Origin of the sequence: Streptomyces sp. NPDC093586, assembly GCF_044764905.1 — a bacterium.
In the GTDB taxonomy this organism is placed as follows: domain Bacteria; phylum Actinomycetota; class Actinomycetes; order Streptomycetales; family Streptomycetaceae; genus Streptomyces.
This window is the reverse complement of sequence record NZ_JBIWJA010000052.1, coordinates 12,781-34,641: the sequence shown is the minus strand read 5'-3', so window position 1 is coordinate 34,641 and position 21,861 is coordinate 12,781. Positions and strand designations below refer to the sequence as shown.

The 21,861-nt window shown below is 71.1% G+C and carries 22 protein-coding genes and 1 pseudogene; 13 read left to right on the top strand and 10 right to left on the bottom strand.

Annotation, left to right across the window (positions count from 1 at the left end; genetic code table 11):
- On the bottom strand, positions 1–633 hold the full coding sequence (locus tag ACIRFH_RS33485; RefSeq protein WP_403529344.1) for an AIM24 family protein: 633 nt from the start codon (positions 631–633) through the stop codon (positions 1–3).
- A 216-nt stretch (positions 634–849) separates the two neighbouring features.
- Here ACIRFH_RS33485 and ACIRFH_RS33480 point away from each other — a divergent pair, with 216 nt between their 5' ends.
- Entirely contained in the window at positions 850–1,194 is a 345-nt protein-coding gene (locus ACIRFH_RS33480) for a DUF3817 domain-containing protein (protein ID WP_403529325.1), read from the top strand.
- Positions 1,191–1,484 carry an MTH1187 family thiamine-binding protein gene (locus ACIRFH_RS33475; protein WP_043383196.1) on the top strand — a complete coding sequence of 98 codons (294 nt, stop codon included), beginning with the start codon at positions 1,191–1,193 and terminating at the stop codon, positions 1,482–1,484. Before ACIRFH_RS33480 ends, ACIRFH_RS33475 begins: the two co-directional genes overlap by 4 nt.
- 102 nt (positions 1,485–1,586) lie before the next feature.
- On the opposite strand, the gene ACIRFH_RS33470 is transcribed toward ACIRFH_RS33475, so the two are convergent.
- Entirely contained in the window at positions 1,587–1,895 is a 309-nt protein-coding gene (locus ACIRFH_RS33470) for a sulfatase (protein ID WP_403529321.1), read from the bottom strand.
- A gap of 134 nt (positions 1,896–2,029) precedes the next feature.
- Here ACIRFH_RS33470 and ACIRFH_RS33465 point away from each other — a divergent pair, with 134 nt between their 5' ends.
- Complete coding sequence (locus ACIRFH_RS33465; protein ID WP_403529318.1) at positions 2,030–2,254, top strand: GntR family transcriptional regulator; 225 nt, start codon at positions 2,030–2,032, stop codon at positions 2,252–2,254.
- A gap of 190 nt (positions 2,255–2,444) precedes the next feature.
- On the opposite strand, the gene ACIRFH_RS33460 is transcribed toward ACIRFH_RS33465, so the two are convergent.
- On the bottom strand, positions 2,445–3,704 hold the full coding sequence (locus ACIRFH_RS33460) for an MFS transporter (protein WP_403529315.1): 1,260 nt from the start codon (positions 3,702–3,704) through the stop codon (positions 2,445–2,447).
- 104 nt (positions 3,705–3,808) lie between these two features.
- Here ACIRFH_RS33460 and ACIRFH_RS33455 point away from each other — a divergent pair, with 104 nt between their 5' ends.
- The 4 genes from ACIRFH_RS33455 (at position 3,809) to ACIRFH_RS33440 (ending at position 7,302) form a co-directional block, all read left to right on the top strand.
- On the top strand, positions 3,809–4,390 hold the full coding sequence (locus ACIRFH_RS33455; RefSeq protein ID WP_403529312.1) for an ArsR/SmtB family transcription factor: 582 nt from the start codon (positions 3,809–3,811) through the stop codon (positions 4,388–4,390).
- Positions 4,391–4,621: 231 nt separating this feature from the next.
- A complete protein-coding gene (locus ACIRFH_RS33450) occupies positions 4,622–5,131 on the top strand; it encodes a MarR family winged helix-turn-helix transcriptional regulator (protein WP_403529309.1) in 510 nt (169 codons plus the stop codon).
- A gap of 56 nt (positions 5,132–5,187) precedes the next feature.
- The gene (locus ACIRFH_RS33445; protein WP_403529306.1) at positions 5,188–5,526 is read left to right on the top strand and encodes a DUF3817 domain-containing protein; all 339 of its coding nucleotides are present in this window, start codon (positions 5,188–5,190) and stop codon (positions 5,524–5,526) included.
- Positions 5,527–5,601: 75 nt separating this feature from the next.
- Entirely contained in the window at positions 5,602–7,302 is a 1,701-nt protein-coding gene (locus ACIRFH_RS33440; protein ID WP_403529303.1) for a methylmalonyl-CoA mutase, read from the top strand.
- 55 nt (positions 7,303–7,357) lie between these two features.
- Here the strand turns inward: ACIRFH_RS33440 and ACIRFH_RS33435 are convergent, their stop codons facing one another.
- Positions 7,358–8,029: a TetR/AcrR family transcriptional regulator gene (locus tag ACIRFH_RS33435; RefSeq protein ID WP_403529300.1), complete on the bottom strand. Its 672-nt coding sequence runs from the start codon at positions 8,027–8,029 to the stop codon at positions 7,358–7,360.
- A gap of 249 nt (positions 8,030–8,278) precedes the next feature.
- On the opposite strand from ACIRFH_RS33435, the gene ACIRFH_RS33430 reads away from it, so the two are divergent.
- The 4 genes from ACIRFH_RS33430 to ACIRFH_RS33415 all read left to right on the top strand — a co-directional run bounded on the left by ACIRFH_RS33430 (position 8,279) and on the right by ACIRFH_RS33415 (position 12,664).
- On the top strand, positions 8,279–9,256 hold the full coding sequence (locus ACIRFH_RS33430; RefSeq protein WP_403529297.1) for a tetratricopeptide repeat protein: 978 nt from the start codon (positions 8,279–8,281) through the stop codon (positions 9,254–9,256).
- Positions 9,257–9,909: 653 nt separating this feature from the next.
- Positions 9,910–10,542 (top strand): DUF6230 family protein, encoded by a 633-nt coding sequence (locus ACIRFH_RS33425; protein WP_403529294.1) that lies wholly within the window; start codon positions 9,910–9,912, stop codon positions 10,540–10,542.
- Between the two features lie 117 nt (positions 10,543–10,659).
- Positions 10,660–11,280, top strand: a complete 621-nt coding sequence (locus ACIRFH_RS33420) for a DUF6114 domain-containing protein (protein ID WP_403529291.1) — start codon at positions 10,660–10,662, stop codon at positions 11,278–11,280.
- A complete protein-coding gene (locus tag ACIRFH_RS33415; RefSeq protein ID WP_403529288.1) occupies positions 11,270–12,664 on the top strand; it encodes a hypothetical protein in 1,395 nt (464 codons plus the stop codon). The genes ACIRFH_RS33420 and ACIRFH_RS33415 overlap by 11 nt, the downstream gene beginning before the upstream one ends.
- A 110-nt stretch (positions 12,665–12,774) precedes the next feature.
- Here the strand turns inward: ACIRFH_RS33415 and pyk are convergent, their stop codons facing one another.
- The 3 genes from pyk to pta all read right to left on the bottom strand — a co-directional run bounded on the left by pyk (position 12,775) and on the right by pta (position 17,586).
- Positions 12,775–14,205, bottom strand: coding sequence for a pyruvate kinase (gene pyk / locus ACIRFH_RS33410; protein ID WP_403529285.1), 1,431 nt, complete (start codon positions 14,203–14,205; stop codon positions 12,775–12,777).
- Between the two features lie 73 nt (positions 14,206–14,278).
- Complete coding sequence (locus ACIRFH_RS33405) at positions 14,279–15,496, bottom strand: acetate kinase (protein ID WP_403529282.1); 1,218 nt, start codon at positions 15,494–15,496, stop codon at positions 14,279–14,281.
- On the bottom strand, positions 15,493–17,586 hold the full coding sequence (gene pta / locus ACIRFH_RS33400; protein WP_403529279.1) for a phosphate acetyltransferase: 2,094 nt from the start codon (positions 17,584–17,586) through the stop codon (positions 15,493–15,495). The genes ACIRFH_RS33405 and pta overlap by 4 nt, the downstream gene beginning before the upstream one ends.
- Positions 17,587–17,828: 242 nt before the next feature.
- Between pta and ACIRFH_RS33395 the strand changes: the two genes are divergently transcribed.
- Positions 17,829–18,854, top strand: a complete 1,026-nt coding sequence (locus ACIRFH_RS33395; protein WP_403529277.1) for an ATP-dependent 6-phosphofructokinase — start codon at positions 17,829–17,831, stop codon at positions 18,852–18,854.
- A gap of 61 nt (positions 18,855–18,915) precedes the next feature.
- On the opposite strand, the gene ACIRFH_RS33390 is transcribed toward ACIRFH_RS33395, so the two are convergent.
- On the bottom strand, positions 18,916–19,632 hold the full coding sequence (locus tag ACIRFH_RS33390; RefSeq protein WP_403529274.1) for a helix-turn-helix domain-containing protein: 717 nt from the start codon (positions 19,630–19,632) through the stop codon (positions 18,916–18,918).
- Positions 19,633–19,837: 205 nt separating this feature from the next.
- On the opposite strand from ACIRFH_RS33390, the pseudogene ACIRFH_RS33385 reads away from it, so the two are divergent.
- Positions 19,838–19,984: pseudogene (locus tag ACIRFH_RS33385) on the top strand (IS110 family transposase); the annotation flags it as partial.
- A 58-nt stretch (positions 19,985–20,042) separates the two neighbouring features.
- On the opposite strand, the gene ACIRFH_RS33380 reads toward ACIRFH_RS33385, so the two are convergent.
- Together ACIRFH_RS33380 and ACIRFH_RS33375 are read right to left on the bottom strand one after the other, a co-directional pair.
- Positions 20,043–21,035, bottom strand: coding sequence for a MerR family transcriptional regulator (locus ACIRFH_RS33380; RefSeq protein WP_403529271.1), 993 nt, complete (start codon positions 21,033–21,035; stop codon positions 20,043–20,045).
- Between the two features lie 99 nt (positions 21,036–21,134).
- Positions 21,135–21,821, bottom strand: a complete 687-nt coding sequence (locus tag ACIRFH_RS33375) for a response regulator (RefSeq protein WP_403529268.1) — start codon at positions 21,819–21,821, stop codon at positions 21,135–21,137.
- Positions 21,822–21,861: the final 40 nt, after the last annotated feature.

The following is a 21,861-nucleotide window of genomic DNA, read 5'->3' as shown; positions in this document are numbered from 1 at the left end:
TCAGACATCCCCCGCGATCGTGTTCCGCTCGCTCGGCTGCACGTACACCAGCCCGTCGCCCTCGAAGCGGATCTGGAAGGCCTCCCCGCCGCCCTCGCCGAGCACTGTGCGGAAGGTCACGCCCGACTGGAAGGACTGCCGCAGGTTCCCCTGGTGCGCGACGTACGCCCCCGGGTCGACGGTCAGCGGGTACTGGGCGCTGACCCGCAGCGCCACCGCCGGACCGTCCGACATGATCGCGGCCTGCCCGTGCCCCTCGACGGTCGTGGTGAACAGCCCGTTGCCCTGCGAGGCGCCGCGGACCCCCGTGAAGCTGGTGCCCGTGCGCAGCCCGGCGTCGGCCGCCAGGAAGTTGCCGGCCTCGACGTACAGCTTGTCACCCTGCAGGGTCACCAGGTTGATCTCCGAGGCCCGGTCCGCGAACCAGCAGGTCCCCCGCCCCCTCACCTCCATCACCGTCATCTGCTCGCCGGTGAGCCGCCGGGTCACCATGCCCCGGATGCCCTCACCGCCGCCGCTCAGCTTCTTGAAGGCCATCTCCCCGTCGTACGCGACCATCGAGCCGTTCTTCGCCTTCACAGCGTCCCCGGTCATGTCGACGGCGAGCACCTTGCTGCCCTGGAGTCGGAACATCGCCACAAATGGGAAGGTAGCGGCCGGACGGGCCCGCCGACAGGGCCCACGGGCGGAGACGCTCCCCGATTCCGTCCCCAGGGGCCCCGGCCCCGACCCCCTCACCCGGGCGCGCCGGGGGTTTGTCACAATGGACGAGCGCTTGTGAGTGTGTTCACAAACCGCCAGCTCACCCATCGATCCCTCAGCCATCCCCTCTCCCACCGAAGGTGACCCGTGGATCTCAAGACCGCCACCGCTCTCCGCCGCCTCCGCCTGGTCTCGGGCCCCGAGGCGATCTCGTTCCTCCTGCTGCTCGTCTGCTCCATCCTGAAGCGGACCACGGACTTCAACGCGGTGCCGGTGATGGGCATGATCCACGGCGTCCTCTTCGTCCTCTACGTGGTCTTCTGGGCGGACGCCTGGAACCGCACCAAGTGGCCACTGAAGACCGCCGCCCTCTACTTCGTCCTCTCGGTCCTGCCGACCGGCGGCTTCTTCGCCGAGCGCAAGCTCAAGCGTGAGGCCGAGAACGCGGTCATCGCCTCGCGCGCCCGTCAGGAAGGGATCGTCAACGCATGATCGTCGCCTTTTCCGTGACGCCGCTGGGCGTCGGCGAGGACGTCGGGGAGTACGTGGCCGACGCGGTCCGGGTGGTCCGCGAGTCGGGGCTGCCGAACCGCACCGACGCGATGTTCACGTCCGTCGAGGGTGAGTGGGACGAGGTCATGGACGTCGTCCGGCGGGCCGTCGCCGCCGTCGAGGCGCGGGCGCCGCGGGTGTCCCTGGTCCTCAAGGCGGACATCCGCCCCGGCGTGACGGACGGCCTCACGTCCAAGGTCGAGACGGTGGAACGGCACCTCGCCGAGTAGCCGTACGCGGCAGACGGCACCCACCGAAGGCCCGGCGCCCCCGAAACGACCAGGGGCGCCGGGCCTCTTCGCATGCACGCCGCCCGCCTGCCCGGGCAGGCGTCAGAGGTCCTGCCCGTTCGGCGGCTCCGAGCTGTCCAGCCCCAGCCGCTCGCCACGCAGGGTCGCGACCAGGGCCGCGTCGTCGAGGGAGTGCGCGACGAAGCGCAGGGCGGTCCTCAGTTCCGGCATTGTCGCCCTCGTGTCGTCGGCCAGGCTCCGCGCACGGATGGCGTCGGCCTGTGCTGTCTCGATCAGCTCCGCCTCCAGAACGTCGGCCAGCCGGTTGACGATCCCGTCGCCCGGCGGGACGAACGCGGGTCGGCCATCCTCTTGCCAGGGCAGTCGTCGAAGCTGAGTAGTGTCGTGCATGTCGTCGCTCCTTCATAGCGTCGGCCACTCCCCGGGGCCGTTCGCGCGGTCGCCGGGGTCCTTGCGACACAGACCTTACGCGGTTACGCGGTTACGCGGTAGCACACGTCCGCATTCCCGCGGACGCTAGGAGCATGGACCTTGATCGCGCTGTTCCCGTCTGGCCCCAGGTGGCCGCCGACCTTCGTCGACGCCTGGACGCCGGCGAGTGGAAGCCGGGTGAGCGCTTCCCCGGCACGGTCACCCTGGCAGGGGAGTACGGCGTGACTCAGTCGACGGTCCAGAAGGCTGTCGTCGCCCTGCGCGAGGAGGGCCGCCTTCGCACGGTCCTGGGGGCCGGAAGCTACGTCCTGCGCTGACGTCCATGCCCTCCGTGAGGAAACGGCACGAGCCGCTCGGGCGGTACGCATTCACCTCGCCACCGACGCCGGCCTACGGCACCTGAGCGAGCCCGATGCAGCAGGTGGACGGCCTTGCCCGTGTGGCCACGACGCGGTTCTCCCGAGGAGAGTCAAGGCCGACAGCGGATGGATGTGTCGAGGGCGCTGCTCATCCTTTCTGCGCGGCGTCGGTCTCGTGCCGTCGGTCGTTCGAGCCCGGCTCAGCGGGACTGCGCCGATGCCGAGCGCGAGCCGTGACCACCAGCAGCAGGGCCGTTGACAGGCCGAGCGTGCCTGCCGTGAGGAGCTGCACCCGGTAGTCGAAAGCGGCGACCATGGCTGTACCCGCGAGGAGCGCGAGACCGGTCGGGGCGAAGACCAGGGTGTTCGCGGTGGCCGCGACCCGGCCGAGGAGCTCGTCCGGCGTTTCCCTCTGGACCGCGGTCAGCGCGCTGATGAGAGGCCAGGGCAGTCCCAGGCCGATGAGCAGGCTGCCGCCTACGACGACGGGGACGAATCCGGTGAGCCGGGCCAGGGCTCCGAGGGCGAAGAGGGCGAGCCCGATGGCTGACAGAGCGTGTGTCGGAGTCCGGCGCAGGAGCGCGCCGACTGCCAGGCCGCTGACGACCGACCCGAGTCCCTGAGTGGAGGTGAGGACGCCGGCGAATGCTGCGGGCTGATGGAGTCCGATGTCGAGGAGCGCGTACGTGGCAGTGCTGCTGAGGCTCGACGCCGCCATGGCGCAGCCGCCCGCTACGACCAGGGATCGCAGCATCGGATGTCTCCACAGATAGCGGATTCCTTCCGCGGTTTCGGCGCTCCAGCTCTTCCGTGGCCGGTGCGCGGGTATCGGTTCGCGCACGCGGATCATGCTGAACGCGGCTGCGCCCAGGAGGAAGGACAGTGCGTTCAGCAGAGCGACGGTGGGGCCACCGAGGACGGTGAAAAGGGCCGCACCGACCAGGGGGCCGATCAGTTTGTTGCTTTCGATCGCGGTCCGGACCAGGCCGTTGAAGTCCCCGCGAAGTCCGCTCGGAATAGCTGAAGCGATCAACGCGGTTTCGGCGGCGTCCATGAGCACGGTGCCCACTCCGACCATGGTCAGCACGGCGAAGAGCAGCCAGACGTCCTGCGAAGAACGCACAGCGACCGGTGTTGCCATGATCACGGCCAGGACCAGGCTGGTGGTGATCAAGAGTGTGCGGCGGCGCATTCGGTCGGCCAGGGTGCCGATGAACGGTCCGGCCAAGGCGGGTGCCCAGGAACAGAATCCCACCAAGGCGGCGAGGCTATTGGAACCGGTGAGTTCCTTCACCCAGATCCCGGCGGCCAGGAGCATGGCCGAGTCCCCGAAGCCTGAGACGGTCACTCCCGCCATGTAGAGACGGGCGTTGCGATCCCGTAACACCGCGAACAGGCCCATGGTCATGCCCAGCCCCCATCAGCGCACCGTTTCAGGCTTCGGTACCCTACCCCCAACCATTCCGTTGGGGGTAGTCCCTCGGTCATGGCTCCATGCGCTTTACTTGCTGCGTGACCGAGGTGGATCCCGTTCTGAGAGCACTTGCACATCCCGTGCGGCTGCGGATGCTCACGCTCATGTGGCCCGGACCCATGTCGGCCGCTGAGCTCTCCCGTGAGCTGGACATTTCCCATGCCTTGGCCAGCCGGCACCTCCGGAACCTGGATGCCGCAGGCCTGGTCGAACTGGCCGAGGAGCGCATCCGCCGCGGCGGCCGGGAACGCCGCTATCGCACCGTCCACGGATCACCGCTGTCCGACCGGAACGACGGGTCTCCGCTGCTGGGAGCCACGTTGGCTCATATGCTCAAGGAGCGCGCCGTACACCGACACCCGGAAGGCGGGGGGGTGACGGTCGATGCGGAACTGTGGGTGGACCCGGGCGTGTGGGAAGGGGTCCGGCAGAAGCTCGCCGACGTCGCGGCGGAACTCCACGACGCCGCCCGCCCGCCGCGCTCACCCGGGACGATTCCCGTGGGTATGACCCTGATGGCCTTCCCCATGCGGGAGACACCGCACGCCGGCACCCAGGGGGAGTCGTCACGGCCACCGATCCCCACCGCGCGTCCCGTTCATGAACCGACCGACTCCTGAACGGGGCCGGAGAGCGGCGGCTCACGTCCTGCCTGCGCCCCACCGCCACCGTGGCAGGAGCCGGCCGTGACTCACCGAGTCCGCCGCGTCGGGCGACTCGCGAAGGCGCGACACCTTCACCTGCGAGCCCGCCGGTCCCAAGGGGCCGATGACGCGGCCGGCGGCGGGCGGAGGTATCGAAAGGCGAGACGGTGCTGATCGGCATATGACCGGCCGGTAAGGTCTGATGCCGTGCCGAAGCCCCTCAGCCTCTCCTTCGATCCCATCGCCCGCGCCGACGAACTCTGGAAGCAGCGCTGGGGCGGCGTCCCCTCCATGGCCGCGATCACGTCGATCATGCGCGCGCACCAGATCCTGCTGGCCGAGGTCGACGCGGTGGTCAAGCCGTACGGGCTGACGTTCGCGCGCTACGAGGCGCTGGTGCTGCTCACCTTCTCCAAGTCGGGCGAGCTGCCGATGTCCAAGATCGGCGAACGGCTCATGGTGCACCCCACCTCCGTGACCAACACCGTCGACCGCCTGGTCCGCTCCGGCCTGGTCGACAAGCGCCCCAACCCCAACGACGGCCGCGGCACGCTCGCCAGCATCACCGACAAGGGCCGCGAGGTCGTCGAGTCGGCCACCCGCGACCTCATGGCCATGGACTTCGGCCTGGGCGTGTACGACGCGGAGGAGTGCGCCGAGATCTTCGCGATGCTCAGGCCCCTGCGGGTGGCGGCGGGGGACTTCGAGGGGGAGTGAGCGTGTCGGCGGGCCCGCTGGAAGATCACCCGAAACGGGTGGTTACGCTCGTAGGCATGAAAAAGAGCGTGCTGACCCGCTACCGCGTCATGGCGTACGTCACCGGTGTCCTGCTGATCGCCCTGTGCCTGGGCATGATCGCCAAGTACGCCCTGGAGCTGGACGGCGCCGCCGACTTCACCCGGGTCGTCAGCATCGCCCACGGCTGGCTGTACGTGATCTACCTCGTCTTCGCCTTCGACCTGGGCTCCAAGGCGAAGTGGCCGGTCAAGAAGCAGCTCTGGGTGCTGCTCGCGGGGACCGTCCCGACGGCGGCCTTCTTCGTGGAGCGGAAGATCAGCCGGGAGCTGGACGCCAAGGTCGCCGAGGCCGCGCCGGCGGCCGTCAAGGTCTGACCCCACCGCCGTACGGACGCCCGTTCGGCGGTACCCCATCGACATTTACTTGGACGTCCTAGTAAATTCGAGGGTATGGACGCTGACGCCATGGAGGAAGGCCGCCGTCGGTGGCAGGCCCGGTACGACGCCGCGCGCAAGCGTGAGGCGGACTTCACCACGCTCTCCGGGGATCCCGTGGAGCCGGTGTACGGGCCCCGGGACGGGGACAGGTACGAGGGGTTCGAGCGGATCGGGTGGCCGGGGGAGTTCCCCTTCACCCGGGGGCTGTATCCCACCGGCTACCGGGGGCGGACGTGGACCATCCGGCAGTTCGCCGGGTTCGGGAACGCCGAGCAGACCAACGAGCGGTACAAGATGATCCTCCGCAACGGCGGAGGGGGGCTCTCCGTCGCCTTCGACATGCCGACGCTGATGGGCCGCGACTCCGACGACCCGCGCTCGCTGGGCGAGGTCGGGCACTGCGGGGTGGCCATCGACTCGGCCGCCGACATGGAGGTGCTGTTCAAGGACATCCCGCTCGGGGACGTGACGACCTCCATGACGATCAGCGGGCCCGCCGTGCCCGTCTTCTGCATGTACCTCGTCGCCGCCGAGCGGCAGGGCGTCGACGCGTCCGTGCTCAACGGCACGCTCCAGACGGACATCTTCAAGGAGTACATCGCCCAGAAGGAGTGGCTCTTCCAGCCCGAGCCGCACCTGCGCCTGATCGGCGACCTCATGGAGTACTGCGCGGCCGGTATCCCCGCCTACAAGCCGCTCTCCGTCTCCGGGTACCACATCCGCGAGGCCGGGGCGACGGCCGCGCAGGAGCTGGCGTACACGCTGGCGGACGGGTTCGGGTACGTCGAGCTGGGGCTCAGCCGCGGGCTGGACGTCGACGTCTTCGCGCCGGGGCTGTCCTTCTTCTTCGACGCGCACGTCGACTTCTTCGAGGAGATCGCCAAGTTCCGCGCGGCGCGCAGGATCTGGGCGCGGTGGATGCGGGACGTCTACGGCGCGAAGAGCGAGAAGGCGCAGTGGCTGCGGTTCCACACCCAGACCGCCGGAGTCTCGCTGACCGCGCAGCAGCCGTACAACAACGTGGTGCGTACGGCCGTGGAGGCGCTGGCCGCCGTGCTCGGCGGGACCAACTCCCTGCACACCAACGCCCTGGACGAGACCCTCGCCCTGCCCAGCGAGCAGGCCGCCGAGATCGCCCTGCGGACCCAGCAGGTGCTGATGGAGGAGACCGGCGTCGCCAACGTCGCCGACCCGCTGGGCGGTTCCTGGTTCGTCGAGCAGCTGACCGACCGGATCGAGGCGGACGCGGAGAAGATCTTCGAGCGGATCAAGGAGCGGGGGCTGCGGGCCCACCCCGACGGTCAGCACCCGATCGGGCCGATGACGTCCGGGATCCTGCGCGGGATCGAGGACGGGTGGTTCACCGGCGAGATCGCCGAGTCGGCCTTCCGGTACCAGCAGGCGCTGGAGAAGGGCGACAAGAAGGTCGTCGGGGTCAACGTCCACACCGGCTCCGTCACGGGCGACCTGGAGATCCTGCGGGTCAGCCACGAGGTCGAGCGCGAGCAGGTGCGGGTGCTGGGCGAGCGCAGGGCGGCCCGGGACGACGCGGCGGTGCGCTCCGCGCTGGACGCGATGCTCGCCGCGGCGCGGTCCGGCGGGAACATGATCGAGCCGATGCTGGACGCGGTGCGGGCCGAGGCGACGCTCGGGGAGATCTGCGGGGTGCTGCGGGAGGAGTGGGGCGTCTATACGGAGCCGGCTGGGTTCTAGGCGCACGGTGCCGGTGCGGGCGCCGCCAGGGGGCTCCGCCCCCTGGACCCCCGGCCTATGCCCACCCACCACCCGACTCGGTCGGCCAGGAAGCGGGGTCAAGCGGCTCGGCCGGCTGGGCCGTCAGGCCCCACAGCAGTATCCGCGTCAGGCCCCGCACCCACTCCCCGTCGGCCGGTTCCGCGCTGACCAGGGTCCGGTGGACCACCGCGCCCGCCACCACGTCGAAGATGAGGTCCGCGGTGCGGGCGGCCTCCGCCGGGTCGGGCTCGGCGGACAGCTCGCCGCGGGCCTGGGCGCGGGCGCGGCCTTCCAGGACCAGGCGCTTCTGGCGGTCGACGATCGACGTGCGGATGCGTTCGCGCAGCGCGTCGTCCCGCGTGGACTCGGCCACCACCGCCATCAGCCCGCTCCTGGCCTCCGGCCGGGCCAGGATCGCCGCGAACTGCAGCACCACGCCCTCGATGTCGGCGGCCAGACAGCCGCGGTCGGGCAGTTCGAGTTCGTCGAACAGCTCCGCCACCGCGTCCACGACCAGCTCGTTCTTGCCCGCCCAGCGACGATAGAGGGTCGTCTTCGCAACCCCGGCCCGCATCGCGACGTCTCCCAGGGTGAGCTTCGACCAGCCGAGGTCCACCAGGGCCGCCCGGGTCGCGGCCAGGATCGCGGTGTCCGCCGCGGCACTGCGCGGACGCCCGGGACGCCCGGCGGGGGTACTGCTCTGCATGCCCCGACCATAACCGGCGCGTTTCCGGCGGCCGGCCGTGAGGCAGATCACCGGAGCGGGGTGTTCCGACGGCCCGTCATGGCATTACGCTACGACTCGTAGCGAAAGCGCGGGTGTTCCCGTGTCCGAGCGACGACCACAGGCGCAGGGTGGGGACCCGGCGCCGGCAGACCGTGCCGACGGCACACATCGGGGCGTGCCTTCACGCCGCTTTTCACACACGCGCGCAGGACAGGGGAGGATAGACCCATGCAGCCACGGAACATGTCCATGAGCGGGGTCGTCGACCTCGCCGCGGTGAAGGCGGCCCAGGAGGCCAAGGCCAAGGCGGAGCAGGCGCGCGCCGAGGCCGCCCGGCACGGCGGAGCGGGGGGTGTCTCCCCGGCCGACCTCGTCATCGACGTCGACGAGGCCCGCTTCGAGAGCGACGTCCTGCAGCGGTCCACCGAGGTCCCGGTCGTCATCGACTTCTGGGCCGAATGGTGCGAGCCCTGCAAGCAGTTGAGCCCCGTCCTGGAGCGGCTCGCCGTCGAGTACAACGGGCGCTTCCTCCTCGCCAAGATCGACGTCGACGCCAACCAGATGCTGATGCAGCAGTTCGGTGTCCAGGGCATCCCGGCCGTGTTCGCGGTCGTGGCCGGACAGGCGCTGCCGCTGTTCCAGGGCGCCGCGGGCGAGGCGCAGATCCGCCAGACCCTGGACCAGCTGGTGCAGGTCGCCGAGCAGCGCTTCGGCCTGACCGGTCTCGTCGTCGACCCGGAGGCGGAGCCGGGCGCGGACCGGGCCGCCGCTCCCGAGCGCCCGGCCGGGCCGCACGACGCGGCCCTGGAGGCTGCCGTGCAGGCGCTGGACGCCGGTGACCTGGCCGGTGCCGTCCGCGCGTACCAGAACGTGCTCAGCGACGACCCGGGCAACACGGAGGCCAAACTCGGCCTGGCCCAGGCCGAGTTGCTCCAGCGCGTGCAGAGCGCCGACCCGCAGCGGGTCCGGCAGGACGCGGCCGACAGGCCGGACGACGCGCAGGCGCAGATCGCCGCCGCCGACCTGGATCTGGTGGGCGGGCACGTGGAGGACGCCTTCGGCAGGCTCATCGACACGGTGCGCCGCACGGCCGGGGACGACCGGGACGCCGTACGGGTGCGCCTGCTGGAACTGTTCGAGGTGGTCGGCGCCGACGATCCGCGGGTGACCGCGGCGCGCAGGGCGCTCGCCCGCGCCCTGTTCTAGAGGGCGTTTCCGGGCTCCTTCCGCCGGGCGGTGGTCGACCGCCCGGCCGGGTGATGCCCGAGTGAGGGAACTGTCGACATGACGTCAGTGCGGCCGCGCTTTACCAAATCTTGGTAATCGCGGCCGCTGTTACTGCTAGTAAGTCGCACGCGTCGTTCTGTCGGTGTCTGTCCGGCGATCAATGGTTTTGTTCTCCCCTGATGACGCACCCAGCGTCGCCGTCCGGGGCCGGTGCGTCGTCCCGCGGTTATCCAGCCGTTACTAGTGAGTAACGAGCCCCTTGTGCCGACGGCGAGAATGCACCACGATCGGCGACGCTCGGTCCATTCCCGTACCCCGAAAGCCAGTCGGGTCACGGGGGTTCCTGGGTCCCCACCGAGCAGAGCCGGCGGCAGTGGCGCCGGCTCTTGGGCAGGGGGGTCTTCACCCAGCCGGTGAAGCCTGTCCAGCAGGGTTGTGCGTGATGTGTGTCAGGCGCGACCAGTGGTTGTCGCTCGGGGGTGATCGCCGGTGATTCGGGCGCGTTGCACGCGCCGCCGAGCGCGGGCGCTCTCCTTCCCGAGGACGTAGCACTTCTCCCATCCCTGCCAGGCCGAGCCGCCGATCCGGGGGCCGGCCGAGGTCAGGAGATGTACGTCCGAGAAGGAGGAAATATGGAGTCCCAGGTGCGTGGCGGGACCAGATGGAAGCGGTTCGCCGTCGTCATGGTGCCCAGCGTGGCCGCGACGGCCGCGATAGGCGTGGCGCTGGCGCAGGGTGCCCTGGCCGCGTCGTTCAGCGTCTCCGGCCAGTCGTTCAAGGTGACGGCGGACCAGCTCGACGGCACGGGCTTCGTCCAGTACGGGGCGATCGACTCGGGCTACACGCTCGACGGACAGAAGACGGCTCACCCCGTCGCCGTCTCGGCGTTCAAGTCCGCGCAGATCAAGGGCATGTGCCAGTCCGTGGTCACCCCGGACATCCCGCTCATCGGCTCGGTCAGCCTCATGCTGAAGGCCGGTGGCGGCGGCAAGGCGGTCGAGGCCGAGAACCTGTACATCGACGTCGAGCAGCTCGAGGCCGATGCCACGTTCCGCGGCATCGACATCGGCGTCGCGGCCAAGGACGCCGCCAAGGGTCCCGGCATCAAGAAGGGCGACACGACGAACCCGTACGGGTTCTCGCAGCAGGCCGACTCGGTCACGCTGACCGGCGTGAAGCAGACGGCGTGGGCGACCACCGCCGGAACCTTCAAGCTCAGCGGCCTGAAGATGTCGCTGTCCAAGGGTGTCAAGGAGTGCTACTAAGCACTCGCTGACGGGCGGGGGAGCCGGTGGCGCCCCCGCCCGTCCACTCTCCGGCCGTGCCTTCGCGCACGGCCCGCATCTCCACCACAGCAAAGCCGTACCAGGGAGCTGTTTTCCATGAGCGCCGAGACTCCTGCCGCAACCGGTCAGTTCACCCGCCGGAGGCTGCAGTTCCGTGCCTGGCGAGGCGCGCGGCCGTTCTGGGCCGGTCTGTTCGTCGCCCTCGGCGGACTCCCCATCGCCTACTTCCCGTACGCGAACCTCCAGATCGGTCACCTGACGCTGGCGATGGCCACCACCGCGGGCGCCGGGTCCCTGATCATCGGTGTGCTGCTGGTCGTCCTGGGCGTCAGCCTGTGGTTCCAGAAGCACGTCCGGGTCTTCGCGGGCGTCGCGTCGATCCTGCTGGCGCTGGTGTCCATCCCCGTGTCCAACCTCGGCGGCTTCCTCATCGGCTTCCTGCTCGCGCTGATCGGCGGAGCGATGGCCGTGTCCTGGGTGCCGGGTGAACCGCCGCGGACCGAGCCGCCGCTGGAGTCCGAGGGAACGGGCGGCGCGCCCGAGGGCGTGGTCCCCGGCGCTCCGGTGCCCGACACCACCGGGCCCGACGCCACCGGACCCGACACCACCGGGCCCGACGCCACGGTGCCGCAGCCGCGGGACGGTGTGGAAGAGCCGAAGGATCTGTCAGGAACGAGCCCGGCCAACGGGGCGAACGGGAGGCACAGTGCCGGCTGACGAGGTGACCCGCGGGACTGACGTGGAGGCGTCCCGTGTGAGAACCGGGCCGCGTCACGCGGCACCCAAGAAGCCGTTGTTCACCAGGTTCCACATGCCGGCCGGGAAGGCGATAGCTCTGGCGGCGATGCCCACGGCGGTCCTCATGGGGATGGGGTTCACGCCGACGCTGGCCCTCGCCGACGGCAACGACGCGGCGCCTCCGTCGAACAGCCTGACGGTCGACGAGTACAAGGACTGCGTGGCGGCCCTGGAGGGCGCCGGGAAGGGCTCGTCACAGTCTCCCACGCCATCGCCCTCGGCGACCGACGGGGCGGACGACGGCGAACCCGGTGACAAGCCCGGCGACAGGGGCGACGTGCCGGAGCCGGACCCCTCGGCCTCCGCGGACGCGGACAAGGGCAACGGCAAGGGCGCCGACCAGGGCGCCGGTTCGGCCTCTTCGCCGGATTCAGGTTCCGACGACAAGGCCGGGCCCGCCCCCTCGGCGTCCTCCGAGGCGCAGAGCCAGGAGAAGGCGTCCGGCGCCGTCACCCCGACGCCCTCGTCGTCCGAGAGCGGGAGCGGCGGTCTGCTGAAGGATCTCGGCGACACCGTCGGGGGCATCCTCACCGGCGGCGGGGCGGCGGAGACTCCGAGCCCCACGCCCACCCCCACGGCGTCCGGGAGCACCGCCGAGGACGTCTCCGGCACCGTGAAGGACACGGTCGGGAAGGTCACCGGCGAGGTGGAGGCCACCGCGAAGGGCACCGCCGATGCGGTGTCCGGAGCGGCCGAGGAGCCCGGGAAGACGGCGGACGAGACCGCCGAGGAGGCGGCCGGCGCGACGGAGACGGCCGGCGCCGCGGAGGCCGGGGAGGCCACCGCCTCGCCCACCCCCGACGCCTCGCAGAGCGCCGGCACGGACGTGGACGACTGCCCGGTCGCCACGGACGCGCAGGGCGGCGTCGACAACAAGGTGCCGCTGCCCGACGACCCCTGGTACCTGAACGCCAGCTCGCTGCTGCTCAAGGGCGCCTCGTACAAGGGCATCGTCGAGGTCAGGACGGCCAACGGCACCACCAAGAAGGTGCTCAAGTACGTCGTCTCGAACGGCACCGACATCGGCGACCTGCACCAGACGGTGAAGGACGAGCAGTCCGGCAAGACCTACCACGTGCAGGCGGCCAAGGGCTCGACGTCCACGATCCGCGACGGCGAGACGATCATGTACACCGAGAGCATCTCGGGCAACCTGCTCGGTCTCATCCCGATCACCTTCGACCCGAAGCACCCGCCGCCGCTGGACATCCCGCTGATCTACTTCACGAACGTGACGGTCGTCCAGGCCGGCCAGTTCGGCGGCACCCTGCACGTTCCCGGGCTGCACCAGTTCACGACCTGAGCGACCTGAGCGACCTGAGCCCGCCCACGAGCCACTCCGGGAGCCGCACAGAGACGAGGGCGCCCCCCCGAACCACAGGGGGGCGCCCTCGTCGTGTCCCGCGGTGGGCGTCAGGCGCGGCGCGTCTCGCCGAGGTGGTGCACGCGGACCATGTTGGTGGTGCCGGGCACGCCGGGGGGCGAGCCGGCGGTGATCACGACGACGTCGCCGTCGTTGAAGCGGCTCAGCTTCACCATCTCCTGGTCCACCAGCTCGACCATCTCGTCCGTGGTGTTGACGAACGGCACCACGTACGGTTCCACGCCCCAGCTGAGCGCCAGCTGGTTGCGGGTGGACTCGTCGGTGGTGAAGGCGAGGATCGGCTGGGCCGCGCGGTAGCGGGACAGGCGGCGCGCGGTGTCGCCGGACTGGGTGAAGGCCACCAGGCCCTTGCCGCCGAGGAAGTCGGCGATCTCGGCGGCGGCACGGGCCACCGAACCGCCCTGGGTGCGCGGCTTCTTGCCCGGCACCAGCGGCTGGAGGCCCTTGGAGAGCAGCTCCTGCTCGGCCGCGGTGACGATCTTCGACATCGTCTTCACGGTCTCGATCGGGTACGCGCCCACGGACGACTCCGCCGACAGCATGACCGCGTCCGCGCCGTCCAGGATCGCGTTGGCGACGTCGGAGGCCTCGGCGCGGGTCGGCCGGGAGTTGGTGATCATCGACTCCATCATCTGGGTCGCCACGATCACCGGCTTGGCGTTGCGCCGGCACAGCTCGATCAGGCGCTTCTGCACCATGGGGACCTTCTCGAGCGGGTACTCGACGGCCAGGTCGCCACGGGCCACCATGACGGCGTCGAACGCCAGCACGACGTCCTCCATGTTGTCCACCGCCTGCGGCTTCTCCACCTTGGCGATGACGGGGACCCGGCGGCCCTCCTCGTCCATCACGCGGTGCACGTCGGCCACGTCCTTGGCGTCCCGGACGAAGGACAGCGCGACCATGTCGCAGCCCATGCGCAGCGCGAAGCGGAGGTCCTCGACGTCCTTCTCGCTCAGCGCCGGCACGTTCACGGCCGCGCCGGGCAGGTTGATGCCCTTGTGGTCGGAGATGACGCCGCCCTCGATGACGATCGTCCGGACCCGGGGGCCCTCGACCTCGGTGACCTTCAGCTCGACGTTGCCGTCGTTGATGAGGATCTGGTCGCCCTTGGCCACGTCGCCGGGCAGGCCCTTGTACGTCGTGCCGCAGATCGTCCGGTCGCCCGGCACGTCCTCGGTGGTGATGGTGAACTCGTCACCGCGCACCAGCTCGACGGGACCCTCGGCGAAGGTCTCCAGGCGGATCTTGGGGCCCTGCAGGTCGGCGAGGACACCGATGGCCCTGCCGGTCTCCTTGGCGGCGGCCCGGACGCGGTCGTAACGCCCCTGGTGCTCGGCGTGCGTGCCGTGGCTGAAGTTGAAGCGGGCCACGTTCATGCCGGCTTCGATCAGGGCGACGAGCTGCTCGTGGGAGTCGACCGCGGGGCCGAGAGTACAGACGATTTTCGAACGGCGCATGGGGCGATCCTATCGGTTTGTTTCGCTGCGGAATATTCCGTCTGGCGGAAAATACAAAAGGGCGGGATGCCGCTCAGGTGAGATTCCCTGATTCATTTACCAGCGCGTAGGTCTGTGTCGCGATCTCCATTTCCTCGTCGGTCGGCACCACGGCCACCGCCACCCGCGCGGACGCGGGCGAGATCAGCCGCGCCCCGTCGCCGCGCGCGGCGTTCAGGTCCGCGTCGACCGCCAGGCCCAGTCCCTCCAGGCCCGCCACGGCGGCCTCCCGCACCGGCGCCGCGTTCTCCCCGACCCCGGCCGTGAAGGCGACCGCGTCCACCCGTCCGAGAACGGCGTAATAGGCGCCGATGTACTTCTTCAACCGGTGAATGTAGATGTCGAAGGCGAGCCGCGCCTCTTCGTCCCCCGCGTCGATCCGGCGCCGGATCTCCCGCATGTCGTTGTCGCCGCACAGCCCGAACAGGCCGCTCCTCTTGTTGAGGAGAGTGTCGATCTCGTCCGTGGACATTCCGCCAACGCGCTCCAAATGGAAGATGACCGCCGGGTCCAGGTCTCCCGACCGCGTACCCATCACCAGTCCCTCCAAAGGCGTCATCCCCATGGACGTGTCCACGCACCGGCCGCCCTCGACCGCCGAGGCCGAGGCCCCGTTGCCGAGGTGGAGCACGATGACGTTGACCTCCGACGGGTCCTTGCCCAGCAGGCGCGCCGTCTCCCGGGAGACGTACGCGTGCGAGGTGCCGTGGAAGCCGTAGCGGCGGACGCGGTGCCGGTCGGCGATCTTCGGGTCGATCGCGTAACGCGCCGCGGACTCCGGGATCGTCGTGTGGAACGCCGTGTCGAAGACCGCCACCTGGGGCAGGTCGGGACGGAGCGCCCGGGCGGTGCGGATGCCGGTGAGGTTGGCCGGGTTGTGCAGCGGCGCCACCGGGACCAGCCGCTCGATCTCCGTGAGCACGGAGTCGTCGACGAGGGTGGGCTCGGTGAAGAAGACGCCGCCGTGCACCACCCGGTGCCCGATCGCGGTCAGCTCCGGGGAGTCCAGGCCCAGACCGTCCCGGGCCAGTTCCGCGGCGACCGCCTTCAGGGCGGCCTCGTGGTCGGCGATCGGCCCGTTCTGCTCACGGGTGTCACCGTCGGCCACACGGGTGTGCTTCAGCCGGGAGGTCCGCTCGCCGATCCGCTCGACCAGTCCCACCGCCAGCCGGCTGCGGTCGCGCATGTCCAGCAGCTGGTACTTCACCGACGAGGAGCCGGAGTTGAGGACGAGGACTCGAGTCGCGCTCACAGGTCGGACACCTTCTCGCTCGGGGACTGCTGGGCCTGGATCGCCGTGATGGCGACGGTGTTGACGATGTCCTGGACGAGCGCGCCCCGGGACAGGTCGTTGACCGGCTTGCGCAGGCCCTGCAGGACCGGGCCGACGGCGACGGCGCCGGCCGAGCGCTGCACGGCCTTGTACGTGTTGTTGCCGGTGTTCAGGTCGGGGAAGATCAGCACGGTGGCCTGCCCGGCGACCTCGGAGCCGGGCAGCTTGGTCGCGGCGACCGACGGCTCGACGGCGGCGTCGTACTGGATCGGTCCCTCGATCCTCAGGTCGGGGCGGCGCGAGCGGACCAGCTCGGTCGCCGCGCGCACCTTGTCGACGTCCGCGCCGGAACCGGAGGTGCCGGTCGAGTACGACAGCATGGCGATCCGCGGATCCACCCCGAACCGCGCCGCCGTGGCCGCCGACTGGGTCGCGATGTCGGCGAGCTGCTCGGCGTCCGGGTCCGGGTTGACCGCGCAGTCGCCGTAGACGAGGACCTTGTCGGCCAGGCACATGAAGAAGACGGAGGAGACGATCGACGCCTCCGGCTTCGTCTTGATGATCTCGAAGGCCGGCCGGATGGTCGCCGCCGTCGAGTGCACCGACCCCGACACCATGCCGTCGGCCAGCCCCTCCTGCACCATCAGCGTGCCGAAGTAGTTCACGTCGGAGACGACGTCGTACGCCAGCTCCACGGTGACGCCCTTGTGGGCGCGCAGGGCCGCGTACTTCTCGGCGAAGGAGTCCCGGAGCTCGGACACCGCCGGGTCGATCAGCCGGGCGGCGCCGAGGTCGATGCCGAGGTCGGCGGCCTTCTTGCGGATCTGCTCCACGTCGCCGAGCAGCGTCAGCTCGCACACGCCCCGGCGCAGCAGCACCTCCGCCGCGTGCAGCACCCGCTCCTCGGTGCCCTCCGGGAGGACGACCCGGCGCAGGTCCGAGCGGGCCTGCTCCAGCAGCTTGTGCTCGAACATCATCGGGGTGACGCGGTCGCTGCTCGGCGCGGAGACCCGCTTGCTGAGGCCGTCGGTGTCGACGTACCGCTCGAACAGGCCGAGGGCGGTCTCCGCCTTGCGCGGGGTGGCCGCGTTCAGCTTGCCCTCCAGGGAGAACAGCCGCTCGGCGGTGGGGAAGCTGTTGCCGGTCACCGAGAGCACCGGCGTGCCCGGGGCGAGACGGGCGGCGAGGGTGAGGATGCCCTCGCCCGGCACCTCGTCCAGGGTCAGCAGCAGGCCGGCTATCGGCGGGGTGCCGGCGCTGTGCGCGGCCAGCGTGCCGACCACCAGGTCGGCCCGGTCGCCGGGGGTGATGACCAGGCAGCCCGGCGTCAGGGCGCTCAGCAGGTTGGGCAGCATGGCCCCGCCGAACACGAAGTCCAGCGCGTCGCGGGCGAGCCCCGAGTCGTCCCCGAGGATCACCTTCGCGCCGAGGGCGTGCGCGATCTGGGAGACGGTCGGCGCCGACAGCGCGGGCTCGTCGGGCACCACCCAGCAGGGCACCGGCAGCCGGTTCGCGAGCCGCTCGGCGATCCCGTCCCGGTCCTCGCGGGCCACCCGGTTGGTCACCATGGCCAGGACGTCGCAGCCCAGCCCGTCGTAGGCGCGGAAGGCGTTGACCGTCTCGGCGAGCACCGACTCGGCCGTCTGCTTGCGGCCGCCCACGACCGGGAGGACCGAGGCACCGAACTCGTTGGCGAGCCGCGCGTTCAGCGACAGCTCGTCCGGGAGCTGGGTGCCGGCGAAGTCGGTGCCGAGGACGAGGACGACGTCGTAGTCCCGGGCGACCAGGTGGAACCGTTCGACCAGCGCGGACACCAGCTCGTCCGTGCCCTGTTCGGCCTGGAGCGCGGACGCCTCCCGGTAGTCCAGGCCGTAGACCGTCGCGGGGTCCTGGGAGAGCCGGTAGCGGGCGCGCAGCAGCTCGAAGAGCCGGTCGGGCCCGTCGTGGACCAGGGGACGGAAGACGCCGACCCGGTCGACCTGCCGGGTCAGCAGCTCCATGACCCCCAGCTCGACGACCTGGCGGCCGTCGCCGCGGTCGATACCGGTCACGTACACGCTGCGCGTCACGCGTGCTCTCCGTTTCGTCTCGGTGCGGTTGTCCGGCGGCGGCTGTCCCCGTGCACAAAGATCACCCACCGGGGTGAGCAGAACCCTCTTGACAGTACCCCTCCCCACGGATAAGGCGCCCGTCAGTGAGTCCTGCCGGAGGGCGTTCGGGGCGCCACCCGTACGGGAGCGACGTCCCCCTGAGGACGTGAAAGAATCGGAATGGCTCACCGGTGTCCACAGCGAGCAGGAGACACAGCACGATGCGTATCGGAGTCCTCACCGCAGGCGGCGACTGCCCCGGGCTGAACGCAGTGATCCGGTCGGTCGTGCACCGAGCGGTCGACAACTACGACGACGAGGTCATCGGTTTCGAGGACGGCTACGCGGGCCTCCTGGACGGCCGCTACCGCACCCTCGACCTGAACGCGGTCAGCGGCATCCTGGCGCGCGGCGGCACCATCCTCGGCTCGTCCCGGCTGGAGCGCGACCGGCTCCGCGAGGCCTGCGAGAACGCGGGCGACATGATCCAGAGCTTCGGCATCGACGCGCTGATCCCGATAGGCGGCGAGGGCACGCTGACGGCGGCCCGGATGCTGTCCGACGCGGGTCTGCCGGTGGTCGGCGTGCCCAAGACGATCGACAACGACATCTCCTCCACCGACCGCACCTTCGGCTTCGACACGGCGGTCGGCGTGGCGACGGAGGCGATGGACCGCCTCAAGACCACCGCCGAGTCCCACCAGCGCGTGATGGTCGTCGAGGTCATGGGCCGGCACGCCGGCTGGATCGCCCTCGAGTCCGGCATGGCCGCCGGCGCCCACGGCATCTGTCTGCCCGAGCGGCCCTTCGACCCCGCCGACCTGGTCAAGATGGTCGAGGAACGGTTCGCCCGCGGCAAGAAGTTCGCCGTCGTCTGCGTCGCCGAGGGCGCCCACCCCGTCGAGGGCACCATGGACTACGAGAAGGGCGCGATCGACAAGTTCGGCCACGAGCGCTTCCAGGGCATCGGCACGGCACTGGCGTACGAGCTGGAGCGCAGGCTCGGCAAGGAGGCCAAGCCGGTCATCCTCGGTCACGTCCAGCGCGGCGGCACGCCGACCGCGTACGACCGGGTGCTCGCCACCCGCTTCGGCTGGCACGCGGTCGAGGCCGCGCACCGGGGCGAGTTCGGCCGGATGACCGCGCTGCGCGGCACGGACGTCGTCATGGTGCCGCTGGCCGAGGCCGTCACCGAGCTGAAGACGGTGCCGAAGGACCGGATGGACGAGGCCGAGTCGGTCTTCTAGCCGGGGCGGGACGACCGGCCGGCCCCCGGCCGGTCGCCGGCGCGGTCAGGACGGCCGCGCCTCACCCGGTGTGCCTGCGGACCACCGCCCAGAAGTGCTCCACGATCCGGTCGAGGTAGTCGCGGCCGGCCGCGCTGGAGCCGCCGCTGCCGCCGCCCCAGCTGAGCGTGGCGACCATGTGCCCCTGGTAGTCCTGGTGCAGTTCCCGGAGCACGCGCTCCAGGACCCGCCGGTCCAGCGGGGCGATCTTGGCGACCGGGCGGACGTACCCCTGCCAGCGGGTGTTCACCGCGCTGCGCAGCAGGTCGGCGAGCTTTCCGTCGCGGCCCGTGACGGTCACGAGGTCGGGCAGCTCCAGGCCGAGCACGTCGGCGAGCGCGGACGACTGGCGGTCGGTGCCGCGCCAGTCGTCCTTCTCCTCCATCCTCAGATAGGCGTCGAGACCGAGCCCGACGCCCCGCGCCACGTCCTCCGGGGCGAGCCCCCGGGCGACGCGGTGCTCGCGCAGGGTCCGCGGGCGCCCGATCAGCTCACCGGGCGAGCACCACAGCACGCCCGCGAGGGCCGTGAGCTCGGGGTTGCCGGGGGAGGCGAGCCCCCGTTCCCAGGCGACGACGAGGTCCGGGGTGACGTACGGCAGCCCGTACGACACCCGCATGCCGTGGGCGACGTGCTCGGGCCCCATACCGAGGGCGGCCCGGAGACGGCGGGCGGCGAGGGCGTTGAACGGGAGACCCGACTGGTTCGGGTGGGGTGAGGGTCGGCGCACGCGCCACACCGTAGGGGGCCCCGGCCGCCTTGACTACGGGCTGTTCAGCCAGCGATACGGATCGTACGAACCTACGGGGGCGTGCGGCGCCGTACCGTTCCCCCCGAACCAGGGTGTGGGCGGCTCGGTCCGGTCCCCGCACGGGCCGGGTGAGCGGCCGGCAAGGCGCAGCGGAATGCCTTCGGCCCTCACAGTCCCGGAGATCCGCTCCGACCTCCAGGCCCCACCTGGAGCGAACGCCCGCCGCCGCCGACGCGAGCACGGGGACTGGCACGACACCGCCCGGCGCCACCTGCTCAACCGCTTCCTCGGACGCCGCCACCCCTGCCTTCAGCCCCAGCAGCCCTTCGGTGAACAACGGTTCTCCCGCGCGACACCCGGCCGCACCCACGACCTGGCCTCCGCCCGCGCCCATGGCGTCATCCGCTGCTTCCTCGCGAGACGGACGCCGAACCGGTGCGCGGGCCAAGGTCCGGCCGGGGCCGGCGGAGGGCCTCGGTCAGCCAGGGCTGGAAGGGAAGGTGTCCGGGAACCACCTGCCAGTCGTTGACGGTCCAGACCAGGCGCCAGTACCGCTCGACGAGCGGATCGTGTCCCGCGTCGAACTGCCGGGCCATCCACTCCCGCAGTTCGGGGCCGGCAGGACGGCCGAGCGCGGTGGCGAAGCGCTCCACGACGGCGTCGACGATCGGGACGGCATCATCGCCGGCCGGGTCGATGCCCGCCGCCCTGGCGGCGGCGACGGTCTGCCGGACGAAGGGGATGAGCTTCGCCACCGTCTCGGGAGCCACGCCCGGCAGGGCGTCCTCGTCGGAGGGCGGGAGCGCCGCATGCGCCATGCGCGCGCGGAAGCCGTCGTCGGTGATGAGTTCGGCGAGCTCCGTCCATGCGGCGAGCCGGGCGCCGGAGGGGTCGTCGGGGAGATCGGGCAGGGCGGCGCGCAGGGCGGCGTTCGCGCTGCGGGTGCCGGGCGTGTCGGCAGTGAGGCGATCGACGAAGTCGGCCACCATGCGCCGTCGTTCGTCGGAGGTGAGCCGGGCGAGGCGGTGCATGAGAACTGTCTCCTCAGGACTGGTTCCGCGCCGGGCGACGAGGTGCAGAATGCTCTGCCGCAGGCGCAGCTCGCGGATCTGGAGGGCGGTGGCGGCGGCGTGCGCGGCGGCAGCCTCGGCGACGGAGAGGTCACCGTCCAGGACGCGGTGGACCGTGGTGAGATCGACGTCCAGCTCCCGCAGGACGCAGATGAGGTGCAGCCGGCCGAGGGCCGCGTCGCTGTAACGGCGGTAGCCGGCCGGGGTGCGGTGAGCGGGGGGCAGCAGTCCGGTGTCCGAGTAGTACCGGATCGTCCGCACCGGCACGCCGGTACGGGCCGACAGTTCACCGATGGAGTGGAGGGGCGTCGCGCCGTTCATGACGTCCACTCTCCGGTCTCCAGTCACTGGAGAGTCAAGCCGCGGTGTACGACGCGACGCCCGGGCGCCGGCGGTCGCCAGGCTGTCGGGCGTCCCGAGTCAACGAACCCGAACCCACCGGTACACCAGCTCCGGCCGCCCCACCTGCCCGTACAGCGGGCTCCGCCGGGCCCGGCCGGTGTCCACCAGGTGTTCCAGGTAGCGGCGGGCCGTGATCCGCGAGATGCCCACCGCCTCGGCCGCTCCGGCCGCCGTGAGGCCCTCCTCCGTGCCCCGCAGGGTGCCTGTCACCCGTTCCAGGGTGGGCGCGCTGAGGCCCTTGGGCAGTGCCGTCGGACCGGGGGCCCGCAGGGTGGCCAGGGCCCGGTCCACCTCCTCCTGGCCGCTCGCCTCCCCGGCGGTGCCCCGGAACTCGGCGTAGCGCACCAGGCGGTCCCGCAGGGTGGCGAAGGTGAACGGCTTCAGCACGTACTGGACGACGCCCAGCGACACCCCCTCCCGCACGACCGTCAGGTCCCGGGCCGACGTCACCGCTATCACGTCGGCCTGGTGCCCGGCCGCCCGCAGCGATCGGGCCAGCTGGAGCCCGTGCACGTCCGGCAGGTGCAGGTCGAGCAGGAGCAGGTCGACCGGCGTGCGGTCCAGCAGGCGTCGCGCCTCCGCGCCGGAGTGCGCGGTGCCGACGGCCGTGAACCCCGGCACCCGCCCGACGTACATCACGTGCGCGTCGGCGGCGACGGGGTCGTCCTCGACGACGAGGACCCGGATGGGCTGCTGGTCGGTCATATACGGCCCCCGGGCTCGCGTCCGCGGGCGGGGACGCCGT